Source organism: Janthinobacterium sp. Bl 1 (assembly GCF_058215535.1).
Window position 1 is genome coordinate 6,256,612 of the sequence record NZ_CM177086.1, and the last position, 25,147, is coordinate 6,281,758.

Genomic DNA, 25,147 nt, shown 5'->3' on the forward strand with positions numbered 1-25,147 from the left:
CCTATGCTGGGGCCTCCTTCATCAATCGCCCACGATCATGACCATGGACTCCCGCCGCCACGATATCGACGCCTTGCGCTTTCTCGTCTTCAGCCTGCTGATTGGCTATCACACCGCCCTGCTATACATGGATGGATGGAATTTTCACATGCACAGCAGCTACGCCACCGATGCCTTGAACATGCCGCTGGTCTTCCTCAACCGCTGGCGCATGGAAATCGTCTTCCTCATCTCCGGCGTCTCGTGCGCCATGATGACGCAGGCCTCGCGCGGCGCCTTCCTGTGGCGCAGGACCAAGCGCCTGCTGTTGCCGCTGCTGTTCGGCATGGCCGTGATCATCCCCGTCCAGCCATATTGCGAAGGCGTCAGCAAGGGCCTGGTCGAGCCTGGCTATGGACAATTCCTGCTCCATTATTTTGGCGGCTACGCCTGGCCCGCAGGCGCCTTCGATGGCTGGCAATATGGTTTTACCTGGAACCATCTTTGGTATCTCGTGTATTTGCTGCTGTACATCGTCGTGCTGGTGGCGCTGCAGCCGCTGCTGGAGCGGATGAAACCGTACGTCCGGCGTCTGCGCGGCTGGCGTTTGCTCGTCCTGCCGGCCCTGCCCGCACTGGCCGCGACAGTCTTCCTCAAAATGCGCTATCCGGAAACCCATGCGGTAGTGCGCGACTGGTATGCGCACGCCATGTATTTCACGATGTTCGTGTATGGCTGGTGGCTGGGCAATGACAAGGGATTGTGGGCGGAACTGGCGCGTCTGCGCTGGCATACGCTGTGGCTGGGCCTGGGCGCGTTTGCCGTCTACATGGTGTTCGACCAGATTTATTCGGAGAATCTGCTGACCTGGGCCTCGTTCGGCTCCTGGCCCATGCGCAACCTGTATATGTGGCTGGCCATCTGCGCCATTCTGGGCTGGTCGCATACGCTATTGAACCGCCCTTTTGCCTGGCTGCCATGGGCCCGCCAGGCCGTCTTTCCCTGGTACATATTGCATCAGAGCGCGATTATCGTGCTGGCCTACTGGCTCGTGCCCCTGAAGCTTGGGCCAGTGGTGGAACCGCTGCTGGTACTGGCCGGCACGGTGGCGACCTGCTGGCTGGGGACGTCGCTGCTGATCAGCAAGGTGAACTGGCTGCGCCCCTGCTTCGGCTTGCCCGCCCGGCCAGCACGGAAGCTGGCGGCAGACACAAGCCTGGCGGCAAACTAGGCAACCTTCTTTTCGTCGCGCAATTGACGGCGCAAGATCTTGCCGACATTGGTCTTCGGCAATTCATCGCGGAACTCGATGTATTTCGGTTTCTTGTAGGCCGTCAATTCATGCTTGCAATGCTCGCGGATCTGTTCCACCGTCAGGTTCGGATCCTTGCGCACGACAAACACTTTCACGGCTTCACCCGCGTTGGCGTCCGGCACACCGATGCAGGCGCACTCGAGCACGCCAGGGCAGGAAGCGACCACGTCTTCCACTTCGTTTGGATACACATTGAAGCCGGACACGATGATCATGTCCTTCTTGCGATCCACGATTTTTACATAGCCGCGTTCATCCATGACACCCACGTCGCCCGTCTTGAAGAAACCGTCTGCCGTCATCGACTTGGCTGTCTCGTCCGGACGCTGCCAGTAACCGGCCATCACTTGCGGACCGCGCACGGCGATCTCACCCGGCTCGCCCAGCGGCACTTCCACGCCATCGTCGTTCAGAATCGCCACTTCCGTCGACGGGAAAGGCAAGCCGATGGTGCCCGTAAATTCCGTGATATCGACGCGGTTGCCCGTCACCACGGGCGACGTTTCCGACATGCCATAGCCTTCGATCAGCGGGCAGCCCGTCAGCTTCAGCCAGCGTTCAGCCACGTTGCGCTGCAAGGCCATGCCGCCGCCATTGCATACTTTGTAGCTGGAAAAATCGAGCTTGGCGAAGTCGGCATTGTTCAACAGCGCGTTGTACAGGGTGTTGACGGCCGGGAAGACGACGATCTTGTGCTTGGACAATTCCTTGACGAAACCGGGAATGTCGCGCGGGTTGGGGATCAGCACGTTCAAGCCGCCCACGCGCATGCCCATCAGGGCGCTGACCGTCAGCGAATAGATGTGATACAGGGGCAAGGCGCACATGAATCCCATCGAGGTGGCGCGCATTTCCTTGGTCATCACGGGCGAAATCCACGCCTCGTTTTGCAGCACGTTGGCGATCACGTTACGGTGCAACAACATCGCCCCTTTCGACACGCCCGTCGTACCACCCGTGTATTGCAGGAAGACGATATCGTCATGTCCCTGCTGCACCGGCGTCAGGCTCAAGCGTGCGCCTTCGGCCAGCATCTTGTTGAAGCTGATGGCGCCCGGCAAGGAAAACGCGGGCACCATTTTCTTGATCTTGCGCACGACGAAGTTGACGATGGTGCCTTTCAGTCCGCCCAGCATGTCGCCCATGGTGGCCACGATCACGTGCTTGACCTGCGTGTGCGGCAGCACTTGCTCGACCGTGGTAGCGAAGTTTTCCAGCACGATGATCGCTTCGCTGCCCGAATCGATCAGCTGATGCTGCAATTCACGGGGCGTGTACAGCGGGTTGACGTTGACCACCGTGTAGCCGGCGCGCAAAATCGCCGCCATGGCCACCGGATACTGGAGCACGTTGGGCAGCATGATCGCCACGCGCGCGCCCGTCTTCAGGCCCTTGCTTTGCAGCCAGGCACCCATCTGCAGCGACAGCTTGTCGAGCTCGCGATACGTGAGGAATTTATCCATGCACACGAACGCGTTGCGGTCCGCGTATTTCTGGAACGACTCTTCCAGCAAATGCGTGACGGACCGATATTGCGTGCAATCAATCTCTGTGGGAACGCTGTCCGGGTACGACTTCAACCAAATCTTGTCCATCTATGCCTCATCTTTATCTGTAAAAAGGGTGTGCAGCCTGATGCGCACACCCTGCACTGTTTATGCTGCTGTCTTCGTTTCGTCACGCAGGGCGCGACGCAGAATCTTGCCGACGTTGGTCTTCGGCAGTTCATCGCGGAACTCGATGTATTTCGGCCGCTTGTAGCCTGTGAATTGTTCCTTGCAGTACGCGGCCAGCACTGCCTGGGTCAGGTTCGGATCCTTGCGCACGACAAACACTTTCACGGCTTCGCCAGAATGTTCGTCCGGCACGCCCACGCAGGCGCACTCGAGCACGCCCGGATGGGCCGCGATGACGGCTTCCACTTCGTTCGGATACACATTGAAGCCGGAGACGAGGATCATGTCTTTCTTGCGGTCGACGATCTTCACGTAACCGCGCTCGTCCATGATGCCCACGTCGCCCGACTTGAAGTAGCCATCAGCCGTCATGACCTTGGCCGTTTCATCGGGACGGTTCCAGTAGCCGCTCATCACTTGCGGGCCACGGATGGCGATTTCGCCCGTCTGGCCCAGCGGTACTTCCTTGCCGTCATCGTCGAGGATGGCGATATCGGTTGATGGCACGGGTAAACCGATGGTGCCGGAAAACACCGTGGTATCGGCGCGGTTGCAGGTGGCGACGGGCGACGTTTCCGACAGGCCATAGCCTTCGATGATGGATACGCCCGTCACTTGCAGCCATTTATCGTTGACAGCTTGCTGCACCGCCATGCCGCCGCCATTGGCGATCTTCAATCCCGAGAAATCGAGCTTGGCGAAATCAGGATGGTTCACCAGCGCGTTATACAGCGTATTGACCGCTGGCAGCAGGTTGAATTTGTACTTGCCCAGCTCCTTGATCAAACCCGGGATATCGCGCGGATTCGGGATCAGGATATTCAGGGCACCCACGCGCGTGCCCCACATCGCGCACGCCGTCAGGGCAAAGATATGGTACAGCGGCAAGGCGCAAACGACGATCATCTGTTCCTTGCTGTTCTGGTCGAGCGCCGCGCCCGACCACGCTTCGCTCTGCAGCACATTGGCGATCACATTGCGGTGGCTCAAGGTCGCGCCTTTCGACACGCCCGTCGTGCCGCCCGTGTATTGCAGGAAGGCAGCGTCATTGATGCTCAGCTCGACAGGCGTGAGTTTCATGCGGCTGCCCAGCGCCAGCGCCTGCTTGAAACGCATGGCGTTCGGCAAGGAATACGCGGGCACCATCTTCTTGACGTTGCGCACGACAAAATTGACGATCGCGCCCTTCAAGCCGCCCAGCATTTCGCCCATGCTGGCAACGATGATGTGCTTGACGGCCGTCTTGGCCAGCACTTGCTCCAAGGTATGGGCAAAGTTTTCCAGCACGATGATCGCCTCGCTGCCCGAATCGTTGAGCTGATGCTCGAGTTCGCGCGGCGTATACAGAGGATTGACGTTGACTACCGTGTAGCCGGCGCGCAAGACGGCGGCGATCGCCACCGGATACTGGAGCACGTTCGGCATCATCAGGGCCACCCGGGCGCCCTTTTTCAGGCCACGGCTTTGCAGCCAGGCACCGAGCTGGCGCGAATAGGTATCGAGTTCGGCATAGGTGAGAAATTTGTCCATGCAGACATAGGCATTGCGGTCCGCATATTTTTGAAACGCTTCTTCCAGCAAGTGCACCAGCGAACGATATTGATCAGGATCGATGTCGGCGGGGACGCCGGGAGGATACGACTTCAGCCAAATTTTTTCCATCCTGTGCCTCTTGTCTCGAATAATCGTGGGGGAGCCGGCGCACCCTGCCGGCGCGGATCATTGCTGCGGATTCTGTTGTCCTGCAGTCAGTTTGAGCATTCTGACGAGCAATTGCTCTATGCTACTAATGCGATGCTATCGGGCGCCGCGCTTCCATGCAAGCGCTTTCAACAGTATTCGAGCGGCAACTCTAGGGGTATTTTATGCTGCAATGCAACATGATAAATACACTGTTGCAGGATCGTCTGGCTCGGCGTACGGGACAATCTTTACGGGTCAGGGGCTGGACAATTGTTCCAGCGCACGCCTGCGCTCAGGCTTGTTCATCTGGGCCATTGTGTGCACTGCAGCATAAAAAGCACGAAAGTTCTTTTTTTCTTCCAGCAATTTTTTGAAGGCAGGCAAAAATTCATTGTAGGTAGACACGGAAGCCAGGTGCGCATTGCTCAATGGCTGCTCGAACCAGCGGTCGTAACCGGCAAAGCCACCCCAGTTTTTCTTCAGCACCTGATACGCGTCTTGCAATGCCGCAAACACCTGTGCCTTGCGCGCGCGCTTTTCCGCATCGCTGGCGCCGCTCGCATACACGGCTTCCAGTTCGCCCCGGTAGCGCAGCAGCAAGGCCAGGAAATCCTGGCGCCGCGCCGCGTACTGGGCGTATGCGGCGCGCATCGCGTCATTACCCTCGCGCGCCAGCCAGCGCTGCACGCCAGCCTCTTCCACGGCGCTGGCAAACGACTCGTTGAAGGCCGAATCGCCGGGCACGTAAACCACCTGGTGCGCCAGTTCATGGAAGATCAGGCGCGCCAGTTCCGCATCGTTGTAATTGATAAAGGTCGACAGCAAAGGATCGTCGAACCAGCCCAGGGTCGAATACGCGGGCACGCCGCCCACCTGCACGTCGTAATGCTGGGCCCGCAGTTCGGCGGCATACGCGAGCGCCTCTTCCTTGCTGTAATAGCCGCGGTAATTGACGCAGCCGGCGATGGGAAAACACCATTGCAGCGGCTGCAGCGACAGTTCCGGCGTGGCCACCACGTTCCACAGCACGAAGGGGCGCCGCAGGGAGGCGTAGTTCTTGTAGCTGCCATTGTCCGGCAAATCCAGCTCGCTGACGGCAAAGCGGCGAATCTGCTGCGCCTTGGCCAGGCGCACTTTCAGGCGCGGTTCGGTGGCCGGGTCATCGAGCCAGTCACCGATGGGGCGCGCGCCGAACCACAGCGCATATTGTCCCTGCGCCGCCTGCGTGTAGTAACGCAGCTGCGTGCAGCCGCCCAGAGACAGGCACAGCATGCCGACAAGCAAGCGGGCCGGCCAGCGCGCCATGCTCAGCCAGCCTTTTCCACTTCGACCAGCGTATCGTAGAAGGTTGGCGCGCGGCCCATGTCCGTCAAGCGCTGGCTCGTCACTTCATTGGCGTTCTTGCCGTCGCTGGCGAGTTTCTTCCACCATACGGACAAGCCCACCACCAGGCCGCGTCTTGCCTTGTCCGTCACCCTGGCCTTGGCCACAAAACTACCGCGGTCGTTGAAGATGCGCACCATGTCGCCGGCCACGATGCCGCGCGCGGCGCAGTCGTCAGGGTGGATATCGAGGTGCGGCTCGCCTTCGGCCGCGCGCAAGCTTTTCACGTTCACAAAGGTGGAGTTGAGGAAGTTGCGTGCTGGCGGGGAAATCATGGCCAGCGGATAACGGGCCGCCAGCGCGGGATTGCTGGCCAGCGATTCGTGCGGCGCGATGTACGCCGGCAAAGGATCGAGTCCCGCCTGCGCCATAGCGCTGGAATACAACTCGCACTTGCCCGATGGCGTGGGGAAACCGCCGTGGGCAAATGGCGCCTCGGCCATGGCCAGCTTTTGCCAGCCCGTGCGTTTCAGCGATTCCCAATCGAAATGCACGGCGCGCGCATCGCTCGTATCGAACGCCTTGGCTGCCAGCGCGTCGTCGCTTTCCTGGAAGCACGGGTCATCAAAGCCCATGTGCTGCGCCAGCAGGCGGAAGATTTCCGTATTCGCCTTCGCTTCGCCCAGCGGCGCCACGGCCGCGTTATTCGCCATCATGTACAGGTGACCGTAGGTGGAGTGCGCATCGACATGTTCCAGCTGCGTGGTGGCGGGCAACACGATGTCGGCGTAATCGACTGTATCGGTCTGGAAGTGCTCGAGCACGACCGTAAACAAATCCTCGCGGGCAAAACCCTGCGCCACTTTCGAGGAGTCAGGCGCCACGGCCAGCGGGTTCGAGTTGTAGACGATCACGGCCTCGACTTGCGGGCCGAACTCGGCGGAACTTTCTTTCAATAAATCGTCGCCGATGGTGCTCATGTTGATGGTACGCGGCGTACCTTTCAGCAAGTCCGGACGCTGCAGGGCCTTGCGGTTGACGGGGAAGGAACCCGAGCTCGACAGCTGCATGCCGCCGGCGGGATGGCGCCAGGCGCCCGTCAGCGCGGGCAGGCAGGCAATGTTGCGCACGGCCATGCCGCCGCCATGCACGCGCTGCACGCCGTAGTTGGCACGGATGGCGGCGCCCTCACCAGAGCGGCATGCCTGGCCGTACAGGCGCGCCAGTTCCACCACTTCCGTGGCCGTGATGCCGCACACCTCGGCCACGCGCTCGGGCGGCCATTCCAGGGCCCGCTGTTTCAGTTCCGCATAGCCGATGGTGTACTGCGCGATATAGTCGTGGTCGACCAGGTCTTCCGTGATCAGCACATGCATCAAGCCCAGCGCCAGGGCCGCATCGGTACCCGGCAGCAAGGCGATATGCTGGTGGCATTTTTCGGCCGTCAGCGAGCGGTAGGGATCGATGGCGATCAGGGTCGCGCCATTGCGCTTGGCCTCTTGCGCGCGCATCCAGAAGTGCAGGTTCGAGGCGATCGGGTTGCCGCCCCAGATGATGATCAATTTCGCGTTCTGGAACTGCTCCATGTCCGTGCCGATGCTGGCGCCCACCGTGTAGCGGTAGCCCGTGGCGCCGGCCGAGGCGCAGATGGTGCGGTCCAGCAGGGAAGCGCCGAGCTGGTTGAAGAAGCGCGAGGACATCGATTCGCCCTGCACCAGGCCCATGGTGCCGCAGTAGCTATACGGCAAGATCGCCTGCGGATCGTGCGCGGCGATCGGTTTCAAGCGGGCGGCGATGGTCTGCAGCGCTTCTTCCCAGCTGATACGTTCGAACTTGCCTTCGCCCTTCTTGCCCACGCGCCGCAGCGGATGCAGCAGGCGGTCCGTATGGTAGGTGCGCTCCGTGAAGCGCGATACCTTCGTGCACAGCACGCCAGCCGTGGTCGGATGGTCGGGATCGCCCTTGACGGCCGTGGCCACCCCATCGGTCACGGTGACCAGCAAGGCGCAGGTATCGGGGCAATCGAGCGGGCAGGCGGCGCGCACTTGGGTGGTGGTCATGGGGCAATCCAAAAACGTTGGGGGAAGGCGATACTGTAAACCATTCCGCGCGCTTGCTGTTGGCGCCGTGGCAAGCACGTCCGTGCGCTGGATTTACCCGGCAAACAAGGGCTACAATGCACTATTAGCCGCGCCTGTTTTCGATCAAGCAAGCGCGGTCCGGCGCGCCATACATTGCTGCGTGCCAGCATCCACAGGAGAGTCCCATGAAACTAGTTGATCCGATCTTGGCGTTTCAATCCGAGCTGCAAGGTATCCGCCGCGACCTGCACGCGCATCCCGAGCTGTGCTACGAAGAACAGCGCACCTCGGACGTGGTCGCCGCCAAGCTGACGGAATGGGGCATCCCCGTGGTACGCGGCCTGGGCCGCACTGGCGTGGTCGGTATCATCAAAAATGGCACGTCGACACGGGCCATCGGCCTGCGCGCCGACATGGATGCCTTGCCGATGCAGGAAATGAATACCTTCGAGCATGCTTCACGCCACCCGGGCAAGATGCACGCCTGCGGCCACGATGGCCATACGGCCATGCTGCTGGGCGCCGCCCATTACCTGGCGCAGCACCGGAACTTTGATGGCACGGTCTACCTCGTCTTCCAGCCGGCCGAGGAAGGCGGCGCCGGCGCGCGCGAAATGATCGAAGACGGCTTGTTTACGCGCTTTCCCATGGATGCCATCTACGGCATGCACAACTGGCCAGGCGCCGAAACGGGCACCCTGAGCGTGGTGGAAGGGCCAATGATGGCCTCCAGCAATGAATTCCATGTCACCGTCAAAGGCAAGGGCGCCCATGCGGCCCAGCCCCACAAGGGCGTCGACCCCGTCATGGTGGCCGTGCAGATCGCGCAAAGCTGGCAAACCGTCATCACGCGCAACAAGAGTCCACTCGACACGGCCGTGCTGTCGATCACGCAAATCCATGCAGGCAGCGCCACCAATGTGATTCCCGATGACGCCAGCCTGGTCGGCACCGTGCGCACTTTCACCAAGCCCGTGCTGGACTTGATCGAAGAGCGCATGCGCGAGATCGCCGTGCACACGGCGGCCGCCTTTGGCGCGGAAGTCGATTTCCACTTCAAGCGCAACTATCCGCCGCTGGTCAACCACGCGAAAGAAACGGCGTTTGCCGTCGAAGTCATGAAAAGCGTAGTGGGCGCGGGCAAGGTCAACGCAAATGTCGAGCCGACCATGGGCGCCGAAGATTTCGCCTTCTTCCTGCAGGAAAAAGCCGGCTGCTACATCTTCATCGGCAATGGCGACGGCGAGCACCGCGATGGTGGCCACGGCCTGGGCCCGTGCGTCTTGCACAATGGCAGCTACGACTTCAACGACAAGCTGTTGCCGATCGGCGCCAGTTTCTGGGTCAAGCTGGCCGAAGCGAGCCTGCCCATCGATTGAATCAGCTCAGCTGATCCGGACCGGTGCCCAGGCGCTGGCCCGGATTCAACGCTTCCAGGGCCAGCAAGGCGGCCGCGTGATCGTCCGTTGGGTGGCTGGCGGCCAGGGTTTCATAGCGCTGCGTCACCAGTTGCGTCACCGGCAAGGTGACGTGGGCCGCTTCGGCCGCCGCGAGAATGTTGTGCATATCCTTGATCTGGCTCTTCACCTGGCCACCGGCAACAAAATTGCGCTCCAGCATGCGCTGGCCATGCACCTCCAATATCTTGCTCTCTGCAAAACCGCCACGGATGGCTGCCCGTACGGCGCTCGCGTCGGCACCCGCCGCCTGGGCCAGCAACAGCGCTTCCGCCACGATCGTCAATGTCGCGCCGACGATCAGCTGATTGCACAGCTTGGCTACTTGACCGCTGCCGGCCGGGCCCACCAGGGTCGGGCGTCCCATGGCTGACAGAATCGTTTCAACCTTCGTGTAATCGCTGGCGCTGGCGCCGGCCATGATGGCCAGGGTACCTGCCTGCGCCCCACCGACGCCACCCGACACGGGCGCATCAATGAAGCCATGCCCCGCAGCGTGCAAAATCGCATGAAATTGCTGCGCTTCCGATTGCTTGGTGGAACTCATATCGACCCAGAGCGCACCAGTGGACAAGGCCGGCAGCGCCTCTTGCAGCACTTGCGCCACGATGGGACCGGCTTCCAGCATCGAGATGACCACGTCCGCGCCGCTGACCGCCTCAGCCACGGAAACGGCGGGCTGCGCCCCTGCCGCACGCAGGACTTGGGCCTTGCTGTGCGTGCGATTCCAAATTGTGACAGAATATCCAGCGCGCAGCAGGCACCGAACCATCGGCCCTCCCATTAGGCCAATACCGAGAAATGCGATTTTTGTAGACAATGTCAATTCAACCTCTGAGATCAAACAGGTGGCGGGAGTAGTGTGCAAAWTTAGGTGCCTGCGCAAACAAGACAAGCCTGACGGCCAATTTTACGATGAAAGTCTCTATGTCCTTCAAGAAGAATCTCCTCAAATCCATCGCCGCCGTTGCCGCGCTGATGGCGGCTAACGCCGGCTTTGCCGCCGACGACAAACTGATCGACTCCGTCTACGGCGAATATGCCAAGGGCGTGAAGGTACAAATGGTACGCGCCGGCGTGACCTCGAACTGGGATAAAGCCTGGTTCGTATCGAATGGCACCCAGCTGAGCGGTTACTGGGATGCCAGCATCGGCGGCTGGGATGCCAAGAGCTATCAGAATGTCCCAGGACAGCACCAAAAACTGTGGGACCTGGGCTTTACCCCCGTGTTCCGCTTTGAAAACACGAACAAGCTGGGTTTTTATGCGGAAGCCGGCATCGGCGTGCACATGCTATCGAAACTGTACAACAACGACGATGACCGCCTGTCGACCCATTTCCAGTTCGGCGACCATATCGGCGTCGGCTATGTCTTCAATAACAAATGGGAAGTCGCTGCGAAGATCCAGCATTTCTCGAACGGCGGCTACAAGAAACCAAATAGCGGCGTCAATTACATGAACGTCAAAGTCGCTTATCACTTTTAATGAAGATGATAAATGACAAAGGCAGCGCGTAGCGCTGCCTTTTTTTGTCTGTACAACCGGGGTCAGAGCCCKCGAATYACGCTACGTTAATCCGACCTACCCGCCATTAAACGGACGTAGGTCGGATTAGCGCTACGCGCGTAAGCCGACAACCACCCGCGGCGCCCAACAAAACCACCAGACGAAAAAAAACCCGCCAATTGCTTGACGGGTTTTTCTCTTACTGCGAATAACAAGCCTGACGATAACCTACTTTCACACTGGTTGCAGCACTATCATCGGCGCAAAGTTGTTTCACGGTCCTGTTCGGGATGGGAAGGGGTGGGACCAACTTGCTATGGTCATCAGGCATAACTTGTACTGGCATTTGTCCTCGGTTGAGCGACAAAGCCTGAATCTGGAAGAAGCAAAGATTGGGGTAATGACTGGTAGTATCAACACACACGCAACGTTGTACCGTCTTATCCTCTGCACCTGCTAAGGTTATAGGGACAAGCCGTACGGGCAATTAGTACTGGTTAGCTTAATGCATTACTGCACTTCCACACCCAGCCTATCAACGTCCTGGTCTCGAACGACCCTTCAAAGAGCTCAAGGCTCTGGGAAATCTCATCTCAAGGCAAGTTTCCCGCTTAGATGCTTTCAGCGGTTATCTCTTCCGAACTTAGCTACCCGGCAATGCCACTGGCGTGACAACCGGTACACCAGAGGTTCGTCCACTCCGGTCCTCTCGTACTAGGAGCAGCCCCCTTCAAATTTCCAACGCCCACGGCAGATAGGGACCAAACTGTCTCACGACGTTTTAAACCCAGCTCACGTACCACTTTAAATGGCGAACAGCCATACCCTTGGGACCGGCTACAGCCCCAGGATGTGATGAGCCGACATCGAGGTGCCAAACTCCCCCGTCGATATGAACTCTTGGGAGGAATCAGCCTGTTATCCCCAGAGTACCTTTTATCCGTTGAGCGATGGCCCTTCCATACAGAACCACCGGATCACTATGTCCTACTTTCGTACCTGCTCGACTTGTCAGTCTCGCAGTTAAGCACGCTTATGCCATTGCACTATCAACACGATGTCCGACCGTATCTAGCGTACCTTCGAACTCCTCCGTTACACTTTAGGAGGAGACCGCCCCAGTCAAACTGCCTACCATGCACTGTCCCCGATCCGGATAACGGACCAAGGTTAGAACCTCAAACAAACCAGGGTGGTATTTCAAGGTTGGCTCCACGAGAACTAGCGTCCCCGCTTCAAAGCCTCCCACCTATCCTACACAGATTGGTTCAAAGTCCAATGCAAAGCTACAGTAAAGGTTCATGGGGTCTTTCCGTCTAGCCGCGGGTAGATTGCATCATCACAAACATTTCAACTTCGCTGAGTCTCGGGAGGAGACAGTGTGGCCATCGTTACGCCATTCGTGCAGGTCGGAACTTACCCGACAAGGAATTTCGCTACCTTAGGACCGTTATAGTTACGGCCGCCGTTTACTGGGACTTCAATCAAGAGCTTGCACCCCATCATTTAATCTTCCAGCACCGGGCAGGCGTCACACCCTATACGTCCACTTTCGTGTTTGCAGAGTGCTGTGTTTTTATTAAACAGTCGCAGCCACCAGTTTATTGCAACCCTTTCACCCTCATGGAGTAAACCAATCAAGCTACCGGGGCGTACCTTTTCCCGAAGTTACGGTACCAATTTGCCGAGTTCCTTCTCCCGAGTTCTCTCAAGCGCCTTAGAATACTCATCTCGCCCACCTGTGTCGGTTTGCGGTACGGTCTCGTATGACTGAAGCTTAGAGGCTTTTCTTGGAACCACTTCCGATTGCTTCGTGAACAAGTTCACTCGTCCCATCCCCTTGAATTCCGCGCCCGGATTTGCCTAAGCGCCTTCTATGAGACAGAAACTGACTATTCCAACAGTCAGACAACCTTCCGCGATCCGTCCCCCCATCGCATCATACGACGGTGCAGGAATATTAACCTGCTTCCCATCAGCTACGCATCTCTGCCTCGCCTTAGGGGCCGACTCACCCTGCTCCGATGAACGTTGAACAGGAAACCTTGGGCTTACGGCGTGGAGGCTTTTCACCCCCATTATCGCTACTCATGTCAGCATTCGCACTTCTGATACCTCCAGCATCCTTTACAAGACACCTTCGCAGGCTTACAGAACGCTCTCCTACCATATCTATTGCTAGATATCCGCAGCTTCGGTGACTGGCTTAGCCCCGTTACATCTTCCGCGCAGGACGACTCGATCAGTGAGCTATTACGCTTTCTTTAAATGATGGCTGCTTCTAAGCCAACATCCTGACTGTTTTAGCCTTCCCACTTCGTTTTCCACTTAGCCAATCTTTGGGACCTTAGCTGGCGGTCTGGGTTGTTTCCCTCTTGACGCCGGACGTTAGCACCCGACGTCTGTCTCCCAAGCTCGCACTCATCGGTATTCGGAGTTTGCAATGGTTTGGTAAGTCGCAATGACCCCCTAGCCATAACAGTGCTCTACCCCCGATGGTGATACTTGAGGCACTACCTAAATAGTTTTCGGAGAGAACCAGCTATTTCCAAGTTTGTTTAGCCTTTCACCCCTACCCACAGCTCATCCCCTAATTTTTCAACATTAGTGGGTTCGGACCTCCAGGGCGTGTTACCGCACCTTCATCCTGGCCATGAGTAGATCACTTGGTTTCGGGTCTACACCCAGCGACTGATCGCCCTATTCGGACTCGATTTCTCTACGGCTTCCCTATCTGGTTAACCTTGCCACTGAATGTAAGTCGCTGACCCATTATACAAAAGGTACGCAGTCACGGAACAAGTCCGCTCCTACTGTTTGTATGCACACGGTTTCAGGATCTATTTCACTCCCCTTCCGGGGTTCTTTTCGCCTTTCCCTCACGGTACTGGTTCACTATCGGTCGATTACGAGTATTTAGCCTTGGAGGATGGTCCCCCCATATTCAGACAGGATGTCACGTGTCCCGCCCTACTTGTCGTACGCTTAGTACCACCGGTCCGATTTCACATACGGGGCTATCACCCACTATGGCTCCTATTTCCAGAGGATTCTGTTATCGGTCCGACTATCACGTACAGGCTCTTCCCATTTCGCTCGCCGCTACTTTGGGAATCTCGGTTGATTTCTTTTCCTGCAGCTACTTAGATGTTTCAGTTCGCCGCGTTCGCCTTGCATACCTATGTATTCAGTATGCAATACCCTAAAAGGGTGGGTTGCCCCATTCGGAAATCTGCGGATCAAAGTGTGTTTGCTCACTCCCCGCAGCTTATCGCAAGCTACTACGTCCTTCATCGCCTGTAATCGCCAAGGCATCCACCATGTGCACTTATTCGCTTGTCCCTATAACGTTAGCCTCTGAAGACCGAAGTCATCAAAGAGCGCTACAGGGATAAGAAAGTACAACGTTGTTGCTTGTTTGTTGATACATACAATCATTACCCATCGATTTGCTTTTTACGGCAAACCGATCAATAAATAATCTTTACTTCTTCCAGATTGTTAAAGAACGAAACAGCTTTGATCGCTAAAAGATCAAACCTAAACCCAGTCTTGTTGACCGGCTTACGTTTGCACTTTCGAGTAAAACTTTGGTGGAGGATGACGGGATCGAACCGACGACCCCCTGCTTGCAAAGCAGGTGCTCTCCCAGCTGAGCTAATCCCCCTGAGATTTGTACTGGTAGGGCTGGTTGGACTCGAACCAACGACCCCCGCGTTATCAACACGGTGCTCTAACCAGCTGAGCTACAGCCCCAACGCGGAACTACTACGACTACTGTTTCTTCTTCTTATAACAGCCGATAAGTGTGAACATTTGATGCGTGAATCATTTACATGATTCGTGCAAACTCTAGAAAGGAGGTGATCCAGCCGCACCTTCCGATACGGCTACCTTGTTACGACTTCACCCCAGTCACGAATCCTACCGTGGTAAGCGCCCTCCTTGCGGTTAAGCTACCTACTTCTGGTAAAACCCGCTCCCATGGTGTGACGGGCGGTGTGTACAAGACCCGGGAACGTATTCACCGCGACATGCTGATCCGCGATTACTAGCGATTCCAACTTCATGCAGTCGAGTTGCAGACTACAATCCGGACTACGATACACTTTCTGCGATTAGCTCCCCCTCGCGGGTTGGCGGCGCTCTGTATGTACCATTGTATGACGTGTGAAGCCCTACCCATAAGGGCCATGAGGACTTGACGTCATCCCCACCTTCCTCCGGTTTGTCACCGGCAGTCTCATTAGAGTGCCCTTTCGTAGCAACTAATGACAAGGGTTGCGCTCGTTGCGGGACTTAACCCAACATCTCACGACACGAGCTGACGACAGCCATGCAGCACCTGTGTACTGGTTCTCTTTCGAGCACTCCCCAATCTCTCGGGGATTCCAGCCATGTCAAGGGTAGGTAAGGTTTTTCGCGTTGCATCGAATTAATCCACATCATCCACCGCTTGTGCGGGTCCCCGTCAATTCCTTTGAGTTTTAATCTTGCGACCGTACTCCCCAGGCGGTCTACTTCACGCGTTAGCTGCGTTACCAAGTCAATTAAGACCCGACAACTAGTAGACATCGTTTAGGGCGTGGACTACCAGGGTATCTAATCCTGTTTGCTCCCCACGCTTTCGTGCATGAGCGTCAATCTTGACCCAGGGGGCTGCCTTCGCCATCGGTGTTCCTCCACATATCTACGCATTTCACTGCTACACGTGGAATTCTACCCCCCTCTGCCAGATTCTAGCCTTGCAGTCTCCAATGCAATTCCCAGGTTGAGCCCGGGGATTTCACATCAGACTTACAAAACCGCCTGCGCACGCTTTACGCCCAGTAATTCCGATTAACGCTTGCACCCTACGTATTACCGCGGCTGCTGGCACGTAGTTAGCCGGTGCTTATTCTTCAGGTACCGTCATTAGCAAGAGATATTAGCTCTCACCGTTTCTTCCCTGACAAAAGAGCTTTACAACCCGAAGGCCTTCTTCACTCACGCGGCATTGCTGGATCAGGCTTTCGCCCATTGTCCAAAATTCCCCACTGCTGCCTCCCGTAGGAGTCTGGACCGTGTCTCAGTTCCAGTGTGGCTGGTCGTCCTCTCAGACCAGCTACTGATCGATGCCTTGGTAGGCTTTTACCCTACCAACTAGCTAATCAGATATCGGCCGCTCCACGAGCATGAGGTCTTGCGATCCCCCACTTTCATCCTTAGATCGTATGCGGTATTAGCGTAACTTTCGCTACGTTATCCCCCACTCCAGGGTACGTTCCGATATATTACTCACCCGTTCGCCACTCGCCACCAGAGCAAGCTCCGTGCTGCCGTTCGACTTGCATGTGTAAGGCATGCCGCCAGCGTTCAATCTGAGCCAGGATCAAACTCTTCAGTTTAATCTCTGTTACTTTGCCATTTTATTGGCACCGTCTTGCGACGGGTCGCTCACTCAAAAAACTGACAGGCCACTACTTTCGTAGCGCCTATTTCATTATTTCTTGTGAACATTTGATATTTTAAGTATTACGACAATCCGAAGATCATCGCTGCACTTACATCAAATGCCCACACTTATCGACTGTTAATTGTTAAAGAACTGTATTCGGTACTGCTTATTTACTACTCTCGCGCTATCGACAAAGCGTTGTGTTTGTCAGCTGCGAAGAAGGAAGAGTATGAAGCATTTCGCTAAATCCGTCAACTCCTTCTTTTTGCTACATCGCCGTTTCCGGTGATCCTCAACTGCCGCAGTGACTGCGTCTCATTGGGGAGGCGAACTATAGCAAAGCCACCCACGGCCGGCAAGCTTTATTTGAGCAATTCGGCAACCGCCATGCCGACATCGGTCGTACTGGCGCTGCCGCCCATATCGGGCGTACGCGGGCCACGCTCGAGCACCTGTTCGATGGCGCGCAAAACAGCATCGTGCGCAGCCGTGTAATTGGCATCGCCATTACCGAGGAAGTCCAGCATCATGGCACCCGACCAGATCATGCCGATCGGATTGGCGATATTCTGGCCGTAGATATCGGGCGCGGAACCGTGTACCGGCTCGAAGACGGAAGGAAAAGTCCGCTCCGGATTGATATTGGCCGATGGTGCGATGGCAATCGTTCCCGTGCAGGCAGGGCCCAGGTCGGACAGGATGTCGCCAAACAGATTCGAGGCGACCACCACGTCGAAGCGCTCGGGGCTCAATACAAAGCGGGCCGCCAGGATGTCGATATGGTATTTATCCCAGCGGATGTCAGGAAATTGCGGCGCCATCGCTTCCACCCGCTCATCCCAATACGGCATGCTGATGGCAATGCCATTCGACTTGGTGGCCGATGTCAGGTGTTTCTTGGGCCGGCTTTGCGCCAGCTCGAATGCGTATTTTAATATCCGGTCAACGCCCTTGCGCGTAAAAACGGATTCCTGCAGCACCGTTTCGCGCTCCGTTCCCTCGAACATGCGACCGCCCACGGATGAATATTCTCCTTCCGTGTTTTCACGCACCACATAAAAGTCGATATCGCCCGGCTTTTTATTCGCCAGCGGGCACGGCACGCCCGGCATCAGCCGCACGGGACGCAAGTTGACGTATTCATCGAATTCACGCCGGAATTTGAGTAAGGAACCCCATAGCGAGATGTGGTCAGGCACCTTGTCCGGCCAGCCCACGGCGCCAAAATAGATGGCGTCGAAATCCTTGAGCTGCGCAAACCAGTCCGACGGCATCATTTGCCCGTGTTCCAGGTAATAGTCGCAATTGGCCCACGCCATCGTCGTGAACTGCAGGTCGATATTGAAACGGCGGGCAGCCGCTTCCATCACGCGCAAGCCCTCCGGCATGACTTCATTGCCGATGCCGTCACCGGCGATGACGGCGATTTTATGTGTGCTCATGGGAAACCCTGTTGGAAATAGGCGATGGAAGTCTGTATTTACATCGGCTGCGTCACGTCCGGGTACAGACGCGCCAGCACATCGGCAGTGATCGCCGTGATGATGGGCTGCACACGTTCGGCCGCCAGTTCATTGGATTTCTCGCGGCGCACTTCTTTCCATAGCTCGACCAATGCGCCCTCATGGCGCGCCACCGCCAGCTCGACTTCATCCTGCCAGAAAGCCGGCGCCTCGCTTTCGACAAAGTTGCCGCGACCACGGCCAAAGTGCGCCACCGCCAGGTAACGCAGCACGCCCGCCACCACCAGGGTGCGCAGGAATGCATCCGTGAATTGCATGGTGGGCTCATTACGGTCCGTGCCGGAATTAAAGCCCCAGGCTGCGCCCGCAAACGTCAACGCACCAACCACACCGCCAAGCAGGGCACCTGTCCCCAAAGTCAGTCCACCGGAAATCAGGTCGGCTGACAGGCCCGTCGCGGCACCGGAAATCATGGCCCCCAGCAAACCCGCTTGCGCCTTGTCGATCGGCGCGCGCACGGCAAAGTTTTCCCGTATGCGGCTATTGATCTTATGCGCATCGGTCGGGTCGAGTTTGTGCAATATCAAAAGCTCGCGCGTGGTGATACCGCTGTGTGTATTGAGCCGCGCCACCAGGCTGGCCATGGCCTTTTCCTGACGCTGCTGCTCCGCATTTTTGCCTATGCCCACGACCTGCAAGGCCGATTTCAGCAAGCCCTTGGAGACAGGCTCGATGGCTTCGCGATCCTGCCCGGCCACTGCCAGCTGCGTGGCCAGCAAGTGCATGGCCTGTCGGAAACGCGCCGTATTCTGTTCTTGCCAGGCAGCAAACAAACGCGCATAGCCCGCTTGCTGCGACTGCGGCAACAATTTACCCACGGCTTCGTAAAATACCCGCTCATGTACCCAGCAGCGGGCAAAGGCATCGAGCGCCAAGACGTCGCGCACGATCGGATATTGTTGCAAATGCTCGCGCCAGCGCGCCTGCTCGCTGTGTTCCTCATTGCCAGGACGTGGCGGCCCCATCTGATTGAGCAAGACCACCACGGGCTTATCCAGCCAGGCGAGGATTTTCATTTCCGCCGGCAAGTAACCCGCATCCTTGGGATGCTCCGAAGAATTGACCAGATACAGCACCACGTCGGCGGAGTCCTTGGCCGTGCGCAACGCTTGCTGGCTGAGCCAGAACGGGCGGTCGCGGTAACGGTCCAGCACTTCACGCAGGAACCAGCCGATGGGATTGCCCGACTGCCCCAGACGCTTGAGCAGGCGCACGGAGTCGCCAAAGCCGGGCGTATCCCACAGTTGCAAGGCATCGCCCTGTGGCGTGGCCAGCAAGGTATGCGATTCGGCAAACACGGTCACGTGGGCGGCGTCGCGCACTTCGCCGATATCCACACCCACCAGGGTGCGCGCCAGGGTCGTCTTGCCATTATTCGTGTGCGAAATCAGCGCAAACTGAATCTGCACGGCATCATCCTGCACATCTTTATTCACATTCACACTCATGCTGCTGCCGATACTTTCAAGCCGACACCTGCATCAAGCGGGTGCAAGGCAGGGTTGAGCAAATTGACCACGGTGGCCGTGGTTTTATGGAACTGGCAGAACTGCTGCCACAGGGCGACTCGTTCCGCCAGACGCGCGCCGTTATCCGCCTGCTCGCCGGCGCGTTCCAGGTAGCTGGACTCGTCGATCAGGACGGAGATGCCGCGTGCCGACGATTGCACCAGATAATCGAGGAAGGCGCCGTGATTTTCCTTTTCCGGTGTCGCCGTCAGATTGAACAGCACGGCCGTGATATTGACTTGCGGATCGTTCAAGTCCGTGCCGCGCAAGACATCCTGCGGCTCTTCGCCATACGACATCGATGGACGCAGCATCATGCGCCCCTGCTCGCCGAACAGCATGATCGACAGCTGGCTCAATCCCATGTGGCGTGCTTCATCGACAGTAAAGCTGTACGGCAAGACGCGCAGCATGCCGCCCGTGGCCACGCCGATGCTTTCATTAAGCTTGCGGAAATACGGCTGATCGAGATCCAGCGGAAAGTTCCTGGCCAGGCGCGCGGCGCGCCAATTGTTGACCAGGGCCAGGATCAGGCGGGGAACGACGACCAGCAGGAAGATGGTTGCCGCATACAAATGCACCCAGCGCGCGCCGCCTTCGACGGTCGTTGTTTGCGGGAAGCGCAACGCCTCGATTTCCGCCAGCGAAAAACCTTGCAAATGAAATAGGGCAATAGCCGGTGCAAACAAGGTCGAAAGCAGGCTGTGCACTTGGCCGGGATTCAAAAAAGTGCTTTCCCAGCCGGCCGCATATTGCGACAGAAAGCCGCGGGCATAGAGTGAGGCAACGGCGCCGATGGCAAACATGGCGGCGCTCAGGTGGATGGTACGGCTCAGGCGCGCGGCTGTCAGCTTGGCACTCAAGTGCGCCCATTCCCCCATGAAACTGAGCAAGCCCGAGGACAAGGCGTGCGGCAGTTTGCGCGGCAGGGCCAGGCGGCCCACGCTCAAGTGGCGCACCAGTCCCGCTTTCGGCCAGCCGAGCGAGTGTGAGGAGATGCATAGCCAGATCAGCAAGCCCAGGTAGACCAGCACATTCCAGGCGATGATCAGCAACAAGGGCGCCGACAGCAAGTCAACGCGATGGGGATCCGTGATGCGGTCGAGCCCGGCTCCCAGCAGCAAAGCCAGCAATGGCAAGGCCAGCGCCAGGGTCTTCATGCCGTTGCGACGCTTCGCGAAGGCAGCGAAGGCGGGTGTGCGCTCGGTGATGCGCTTGATGATCAGTTCGGAACGCTGCTGCAGGAAATCGTCACCGGTCACTTCGGCCTGCTTGCCCGAAGCTTGCCACTGCGCAAGCTCACGCGCGCTGCGGCTGGCATACATGCGGTCATCCTCGCTGAGGACTTCTTTTTTCTGGTCGGCCGTCTCGATAGCACGGACCAATACCACTTCTCTCGCAATCTGCTCGTTCATGGTGCTCCTGTTTTTGTATGAAACGACAACTCGACAGGCAGATTGTGACGTACTTTCGTGTTTCAGGCCAACGCGTCCTCGGCCCGGCACAAATGATGCAGCAGATAGATCAGGAAAGAAGCGATCCAGGCAGACCACAAGGTGTGTGTGAAAAATTGCGTACCTTGCAACTGTTGCTGCCAGCTTGCCGCCAAACCGCACAGCAGCATGGTGCAGGTGAACAAAAATGCCGTGCGTGGCCGTCCGGGCAGACAGAACAATGGCAAGGCCAGCATCCACCAGGCAGTGTTCGCCTGGGTAGCGGGCAGGCATGCCATGGCAGATGCGCTGGCCGGCAACGTTTCCAGCAGGCGAGTATACGGCTCCAGTCCGCCATAGCGCAACAAATCCGTGGGACAGGGTACGTCGCTGAAGGATGAGAGCAAATAGATGCTTAATGGCACGAAGATAACCGACAGTGCTACTACGCGCGAAGCGCTGCGGCGTGATGCCAGCCAGGCCAGCGGATGCAAGGTGTCCCAGACGGCCAAGCCGATCAAGGTGGCGCCAAGCAGGATCATGCAGAGCTGGAAACTGTCCGCCCACGCGCTGTCAGCGCCGGAAAATTGCCCGCGCGCGCGGTCGAACATACTGTCGGCGATCATGAGGTCGAGGTTGCTGTAATTGCCGATCCAGAGTATCAGCATGGCCGACAGCATCAGGACGCTATCAATGCCTTTGGGAGTTTTGAGGAGTTTAAGCTTGGCCAGCATGGGTGCACACGTTACTTGATGAGAATGAAAGTCATCGTACAGTGTCAAGATGAAGAGAACATGACGATGCCCGCCGTGCACAACTTGTGGTGATAAATGACAAAGGCAGCGCGTAGCGCTGCCTTTTTTTGTCTGTTGCATTGGCGCCTGAGTTGTCGGATTACGCTACGTTAATCCGACCTACCGACCGGCCAGTAAACGTAGGTCGGATTAGCGCTACGCGCGTAAGCCGACAACCACCCGCGGCGCCCAACAAACCACCAGACGTAAAAAAACCCCAACTGGATCACCGGAAGGGGTTTTTTCGAATAACAAGCCTGACGATAACCTACTTTCACACTGGTTGCAGCACTATCATCGGCGCAAAGTTGTTTCACGGTCCTGTTCGGGATGGGAAGGGGTGGGACCAACTTGCTATGGTCATCAGGCATAACTTGTACTGGCATTTGTCCTGTATGGAGCGACAAAGCCTGAATCTGGAAGAAGCAAAGATTGGGGTAATGACTGGTAGTATCAACACACACGCAACGTTGTACCGTCTTATCCTCTGTACCTGCTAAGGTTATAGGGACAAGCCGTACGGGCAATTAGTACTGGTTAGCTTAATGCATTACTGCACTTCCACACCCAGCCTATCAACGTCCTGGTCTCGAACGACCCTTCAAAGAGCTCAAGGCTCTGGGAAATCTCATCTCAAGGCAAGTTTCCCGCTTAGATGCTTTCAGCGGTTATCTCTTCCGAACTTAGCTACCCGGCAATGCCACTGGCGTGACAACCGGTACACCAGAGGTTCGTCCACTCCGGTCCTCTCGTACTAGGAGCAGCCCCCTTCAAATTTCCAACGCCCACGGCAGATAGGGACCAAACTGTCTCACGACGTTTTAAACCCAGCTCACGTACCACTTTAAATGGCGAACAGCCATACCCTTGGGACCGGCTACAGCCCCAGGATGTGATGAGCCGACATCGAGGTGCCAAACTCCCCCGTCGATATGAACTCTTGGGAGGAATCAGCCTGTTATCCCCAGAGTACCTTTTATCCGTTGAGCGATGGCCCTTCCATACAGAACCACCGGATCACTATGTCCTACTTTCGTACCTGCTCGACTTGTCAGTCTCGCAGTTAAGCACGCTTATGCCATTGCACTATCAACACGATGTCCGACCGTATCTAGCGTACCTTCGAACTCCTCCGTTACACTTTAGGAGGAGACCGCCCCAGTCAAACTGCCTACCATGCACTGTCCCCGATCCGGATAACGGACCAAGGTTAGAACCTCAAACAAACCAGGGTGGTATTTCAAGGTTGGCTCCACGAGAACTAGCGTCCCCGCTTCAAAGCCTCCCACCTATCCTACACAGATTGGTTCAAAGTCCAATGCAAAGCTACAGTAAAGGTTCATGGGGTCTTTCCGTCTAGCCGCGGGTAGATTGCATCATCACAAACATTTCAACTTCGCTGAGTCTCGGGAGGAGACAGTGTGGCCATCGTTACGCCATTCGTGCAGGTCGGAACTTACCCGACAAGGAATTTCGCTACCTTAGGACCGTTATAGTTACGGCCGCCGTTTACTGGGACTTCAATCAAGAGCTTGCACCCCATCATTTAATCTTCCAGCACCGGGCAGGCGTCACACCCTATACGTCCACTTTCGTGTTTGCAGAGTGCTGTGTTTTTATTAAACAGTCGCAGCCACCAGTTTATTGCAACCCTTTCACCCTCATGGAGTAAACCAATCAAGCTACCGGGGCGTACCTTTTCCCGAAGTTACGGTACCAATTTGCCGAGTTCCTTCTCCCGAGTTCTCTCAAGCGCCTTAGAATACTCATCTCGCCCACCTGTGTCGGTTTGCGGTACGGTCTCGTATGACTGAAGCTTAGAGGCTTTTCTTGGAACCACTTCCGATTGCTTCGTGAACAAGTTCACTCGTCCCATCCCCTTGAATCCTGCGCCCGGATTTGCCTAAGCGCCTTCTATGAGACAGAAACTGACTATTCCAACAGTCAGACAACCTTCCGCGATCCGTCCCCCCATCGCATCATACGACGGTGCAGGAATATTAACCTGCTTCCCATCAGCTACGCATCTCTGCCTCGCCTTAGGGGCCGACTCACCCTGCTCCGATGAACGTTGAACAGGAAACCTTGGGCTTACGGCGTGGAGGCTTTTCACCCCCATTATCGCTACTCATGTCAGCATTCGCACTTCTGATACCTCCAGCATCCTTTACAAGACACCTTCGCAGGCTTACAGAACGCTCTCCTACCATATCAAATCTGCGATATCCGCAGCTTCGGTGACTGGCTTAGCCCCGTTACATCTTCCGCGCAGGACGACTCGATCAGTGAGCTATTACGCTTTCTTTAAATGATGGCTGCTTCTAAGCCAACATCCTGACTGTTTTAGCCTTCCCACTTCGTTTTCCACTTAGCCAATCTTTGGGACCTTAGCTGGCGGTCTGGGTTGTTTCCCTCTTGACGCCGGACGTTAGCACCCGACGTCTGTCTCCCAAGCTCGCACTCATCGGTATTCGGAGTTTGCAATGGTTTGGTAAGTCGCAATGACCCCCTAGCCATAACAGTGCTCTACCCCCGATGGTGATACTTGAGGCACTACCTAAATAGTTTTCGGAGAGAACCAGCTATTTCCAAGTTTGTTTAGCCTTTCACCCCTACCCACAGCTCATCCCCTAATTTTTCAACATTAGTGGGTTCGGACCTCCAGGGCGTGTTACCGCACCTTCATCCTGGCCATGAGTAGATCACTTGGTTTCGGGTCTACACCCAGCGACTGATCGCCCTATTCGGACTCGATTTCTCTACGGCTTCCCTATTCGGTTAACCTTGCCACTGAATGTAAGTCGCTGACCCATTATACAAAAGGTACGCAGTCACGGAACAAGTCCGCTCCTACTGTTTGTATGCACACGGTTTCAGGATCTATTTCACTCCCCTTCCGGGGTTCTTTTCGCCTTTCCCTCACGGTACTGGTTCACTATCGGTCGATTACGAGTATTTAGCCTTGGAGGATGGTCCCCCCATATTCAGACAGGATGTCACGTGTCCCGCCCTACTTGTCGTACGCTTAGTACCACCGGTCCGATTTCACATACGGGGCTATCACCCACTATGGCTCCTATTTCCAGAGGATTCTGTTATCGGTCCGACTATCACGTACAGGCTCTTCCCATTTCGCTCGCCGCTACTTTGGGAATCTCGGTTGATTTCTTTTCCTGCAGCTACTTAGATGTTTCAGTTCGCCGCGTTCGCCTTGCATACCTATGTATTCAGTATGCAATACCCTAAAAGGGTGGGTTGCCCCATTCGGAAATCTGCGGATCAAAGTGTGTTTGCTCACTCCCCGCAGCTTATCGCAAGCTACTACGTCCTTCATCGCCTGTAATCGCCAAGGCATCCACCATGTGCACTTATTCGCTTGTCCCTATAACGTTAGCCTCTTCATTCCGAACGCATCAAAGAGCGCTACAG

12 protein-coding genes, 2 tRNA genes and 5 rRNA genes are annotated in these 25,147 nt (G+C 56.7%); 3 read left to right on the forward strand and 16 right to left on the reverse strand.

What is annotated here, in order from left to right:
- Window positions 1-37: 37 nt before the first annotated feature.
- Entirely contained in the window at window positions 38-1,210 is a 1,173-nt protein-coding gene (locus tag AC4BCN_RS28195) for an acyltransferase family protein (protein WP_490492251.1), read from the forward strand.
- On the opposite strand, the gene AC4BCN_RS28200 is transcribed toward AC4BCN_RS28195, so the two are convergent.
- The 4 genes from AC4BCN_RS28200 to AC4BCN_RS28215 all read right to left on the reverse strand — a co-directional run bounded on the left by AC4BCN_RS28200 (window position 1,207) and on the right by AC4BCN_RS28215 (window position 8,036).
- A complete protein-coding gene (locus tag AC4BCN_RS28200) occupies window positions 1,207-2,889 on the reverse strand; it encodes a long-chain-fatty-acid--CoA ligase (RefSeq protein ID WP_128141633.1) in 1,683 nt (560 codons plus the stop codon). The two genes, AC4BCN_RS28195 and AC4BCN_RS28200, sit on opposite strands and share 4 nt — an antisense overlap.
- 60 nt (window positions 2,890-2,949) lie before the next feature.
- Window positions 2,950-4,632 carry a long-chain fatty acid--CoA ligase gene (locus AC4BCN_RS28205; protein ID WP_490492252.1) on the reverse strand — a complete coding sequence of 561 codons (1,683 nt, stop codon included), beginning with the start codon at window positions 4,630-4,632 and terminating at the stop codon, window positions 2,950-2,952.
- Window positions 4,633-4,908: 276 nt separating this feature from the next.
- Window positions 4,909-5,958, reverse strand: a complete 1,050-nt coding sequence (locus AC4BCN_RS28210; protein WP_490492253.1) for an aminopeptidase — start codon at window positions 5,956-5,958, stop codon at window positions 4,909-4,911.
- A gap of 2 nt (window positions 5,959-5,960) precedes the next feature.
- The gene (locus AC4BCN_RS28215; RefSeq protein WP_490492254.1) at window positions 5,961-8,036 is read right to left on the reverse strand and encodes a molybdopterin-containing oxidoreductase family protein; all 2,076 of its coding nucleotides are present in this window, start codon (window positions 8,034-8,036) and stop codon (window positions 5,961-5,963) included.
- Between the two features lie 206 nt (window positions 8,037-8,242).
- On the opposite strand from AC4BCN_RS28215, the gene AC4BCN_RS28220 reads away from it, so the two are divergent.
- The gene (locus tag AC4BCN_RS28220) at window positions 8,243-9,436 is read left to right on the forward strand and encodes a M20 aminoacylase family protein (RefSeq protein ID WP_490492255.1); all 1,194 of its coding nucleotides are present in this window, start codon (window positions 8,243-8,245) and stop codon (window positions 9,434-9,436) included.
- Between the two features lies 1 nt (window position 9,437).
- Here AC4BCN_RS28220 and AC4BCN_RS28225 read toward each other — a convergent pair whose 3' ends face one another.
- Window positions 9,438-10,334 carry an NAD(P)-dependent oxidoreductase gene (locus AC4BCN_RS28225; protein WP_490492256.1) on the reverse strand — a complete coding sequence of 299 codons (897 nt, stop codon included), beginning with the start codon at window positions 10,332-10,334 and terminating at the stop codon, window positions 9,438-9,440.
- 107 nt (window positions 10,335-10,441) lie between these two features.
- Between AC4BCN_RS28225 and AC4BCN_RS28230 the strand changes: the two genes are divergently transcribed.
- Window positions 10,442-11,002 (forward strand): acyloxyacyl hydrolase, encoded by a 561-nt coding sequence (locus AC4BCN_RS28230; protein ID WP_139090509.1) that lies wholly within the window; start codon window positions 10,442-10,444, stop codon window positions 11,000-11,002.
- A gap of 236 nt (window positions 11,003-11,238) precedes the next feature.
- On the opposite strand, the gene rrf (AC4BCN_RS28235) is transcribed toward AC4BCN_RS28230, so the two are convergent.
- The 11 genes from rrf (AC4BCN_RS28235) to AC4BCN_RS28285 all read right to left on the reverse strand — a co-directional run bounded on the left by rrf (AC4BCN_RS28235) (window position 11,239) and on the right by AC4BCN_RS28285 (window position 25,100).
- Window positions 11,239-11,351, reverse strand: a 5S ribosomal RNA gene (gene rrf / locus AC4BCN_RS28235).
- A gap of 138 nt (window positions 11,352-11,489) precedes the next feature.
- A 23S ribosomal RNA gene (locus tag AC4BCN_RS28240) occupies window positions 11,490-14,365 on the reverse strand.
- A 249-nt stretch (window positions 14,366-14,614) separates the two neighbouring features.
- Window positions 14,615-14,690, reverse strand: a tRNA-Ala gene (locus AC4BCN_RS28245).
- 12 nt (window positions 14,691-14,702) lie between these two features.
- A tRNA-Ile gene (locus tag AC4BCN_RS28250) sits at window positions 14,703-14,779 on the reverse strand.
- Window positions 14,780-14,879: 100 nt separating this feature from the next.
- Window positions 14,880-16,410 (reverse strand): 16S ribosomal RNA (locus tag AC4BCN_RS28255).
- The 16S, 23S and 5S rRNA genes sit together here with 2 tRNA genes alongside, the layout of an rRNA operon.
- 412 nt (window positions 16,411-16,822) lie before the next feature.
- Window positions 16,823-17,902, reverse strand: coding sequence for a tartrate dehydrogenase (locus AC4BCN_RS28260; protein WP_490492257.1), 1,080 nt, complete (start codon window positions 17,900-17,902; stop codon window positions 16,823-16,825).
- Window positions 17,903-17,940: 38 nt separating this feature from the next.
- Window positions 17,941-19,431 carry a DUF3482 domain-containing protein gene (locus tag AC4BCN_RS28265; RefSeq protein WP_490492258.1) on the reverse strand — a complete coding sequence of 497 codons (1,491 nt, stop codon included), beginning with the start codon at window positions 19,429-19,431 and terminating at the stop codon, window positions 17,941-17,943.
- A complete protein-coding gene (locus AC4BCN_RS28270; protein WP_490492259.1) occupies window positions 19,428-20,906 on the reverse strand; it encodes a DUF2868 domain-containing protein in 1,479 nt (492 codons plus the stop codon). Before AC4BCN_RS28270 ends, AC4BCN_RS28265 begins: the two co-directional genes overlap by 4 nt.
- 62 nt (window positions 20,907-20,968) lie before the next feature.
- The gene (locus AC4BCN_RS28275; RefSeq protein WP_490492260.1) at window positions 20,969-21,658 is read right to left on the reverse strand and encodes a phosphatase PAP2 family protein; all 690 of its coding nucleotides are present in this window, start codon (window positions 21,656-21,658) and stop codon (window positions 20,969-20,971) included.
- A 315-nt stretch (window positions 21,659-21,973) separates the two neighbouring features.
- Window positions 21,974-22,086 (reverse strand): 5S ribosomal RNA (rrf, locus tag AC4BCN_RS28280).
- A 138-nt stretch (window positions 22,087-22,224) separates the two neighbouring features.
- Window positions 22,225-25,100 (reverse strand): 23S ribosomal RNA (locus AC4BCN_RS28285).
- Window positions 25,101-25,147 lie beyond the last annotated feature (47 nt).

What these genes read in the sequence shown, in the direction of transcription:
- AC4BCN_RS28215 (WP_490492254.1), bottom strand. Translation starts at nt 8,036, where the DNA reads ATGACCACCACCCAAGTGCGCGCCGCCTGCCCGCTCGATTGCCCCGAT.
- AC4BCN_RS28275 (WP_490492260.1), bottom strand. Translation starts at nt 21,658, where the DNA reads ATGCTGGCCAAGCTTAAACTCCTCAAAACTCCCAAAGGCATTGATAGC.
- AC4BCN_RS28205 (WP_490492252.1), bottom strand. Translation starts at nt 4,632, where the DNA reads ATGGAAAAAATTTGGCTGAAGTCGTATCCTCCCGGCGTCCCCGCCGAC.
- AC4BCN_RS28230 (WP_139090509.1), top strand. Translation starts at nt 10,442, where the DNA reads ATGTCCTTCAAGAAGAATCTCCTCAAATCCATCGCCGCCGTTGCCGCG.
- AC4BCN_RS28220 (WP_490492255.1), top strand. Translation starts at nt 8,243, where the DNA reads ATGAAACTAGTTGATCCGATCTTGGCGTTTCAATCCGAGCTGCAAGGT.
- AC4BCN_RS28265 (WP_490492258.1), bottom strand. Translation starts at nt 19,431, where the DNA reads ATGAGTGTGAATGTGAATAAAGATGTGCAGGATGATGCCGTGCAGATT.
- AC4BCN_RS28200 (WP_128141633.1), bottom strand. Translation starts at nt 2,889, where the DNA reads ATGGACAAGATTTGGTTGAAGTCGTACCCGGACAGCGTTCCCACAGAG.
- AC4BCN_RS28195 (WP_490492251.1), top strand. Translation starts at nt 38, where the DNA reads ATGACCATGGACTCCCGCCGCCACGATATCGACGCCTTGCGCTTTCTC.
- AC4BCN_RS28260 (WP_490492257.1), bottom strand. Translation starts at nt 17,902, where the DNA reads ATGAGCACACATAAAATCGCCGTCATCGCCGGTGACGGCATCGGCAAT.
- AC4BCN_RS28270 (WP_490492259.1), bottom strand. Translation starts at nt 20,906, where the DNA reads ATGAACGAGCAGATTGCGAGAGAAGTGGTATTGGTCCGTGCTATCGAG.
- AC4BCN_RS28210 (WP_490492253.1), bottom strand. Translation starts at nt 5,958, where the DNA reads ATGGCGCGCTGGCCGGCCCGCTTGCTTGTCGGCATGCTGTGCCTGTCT.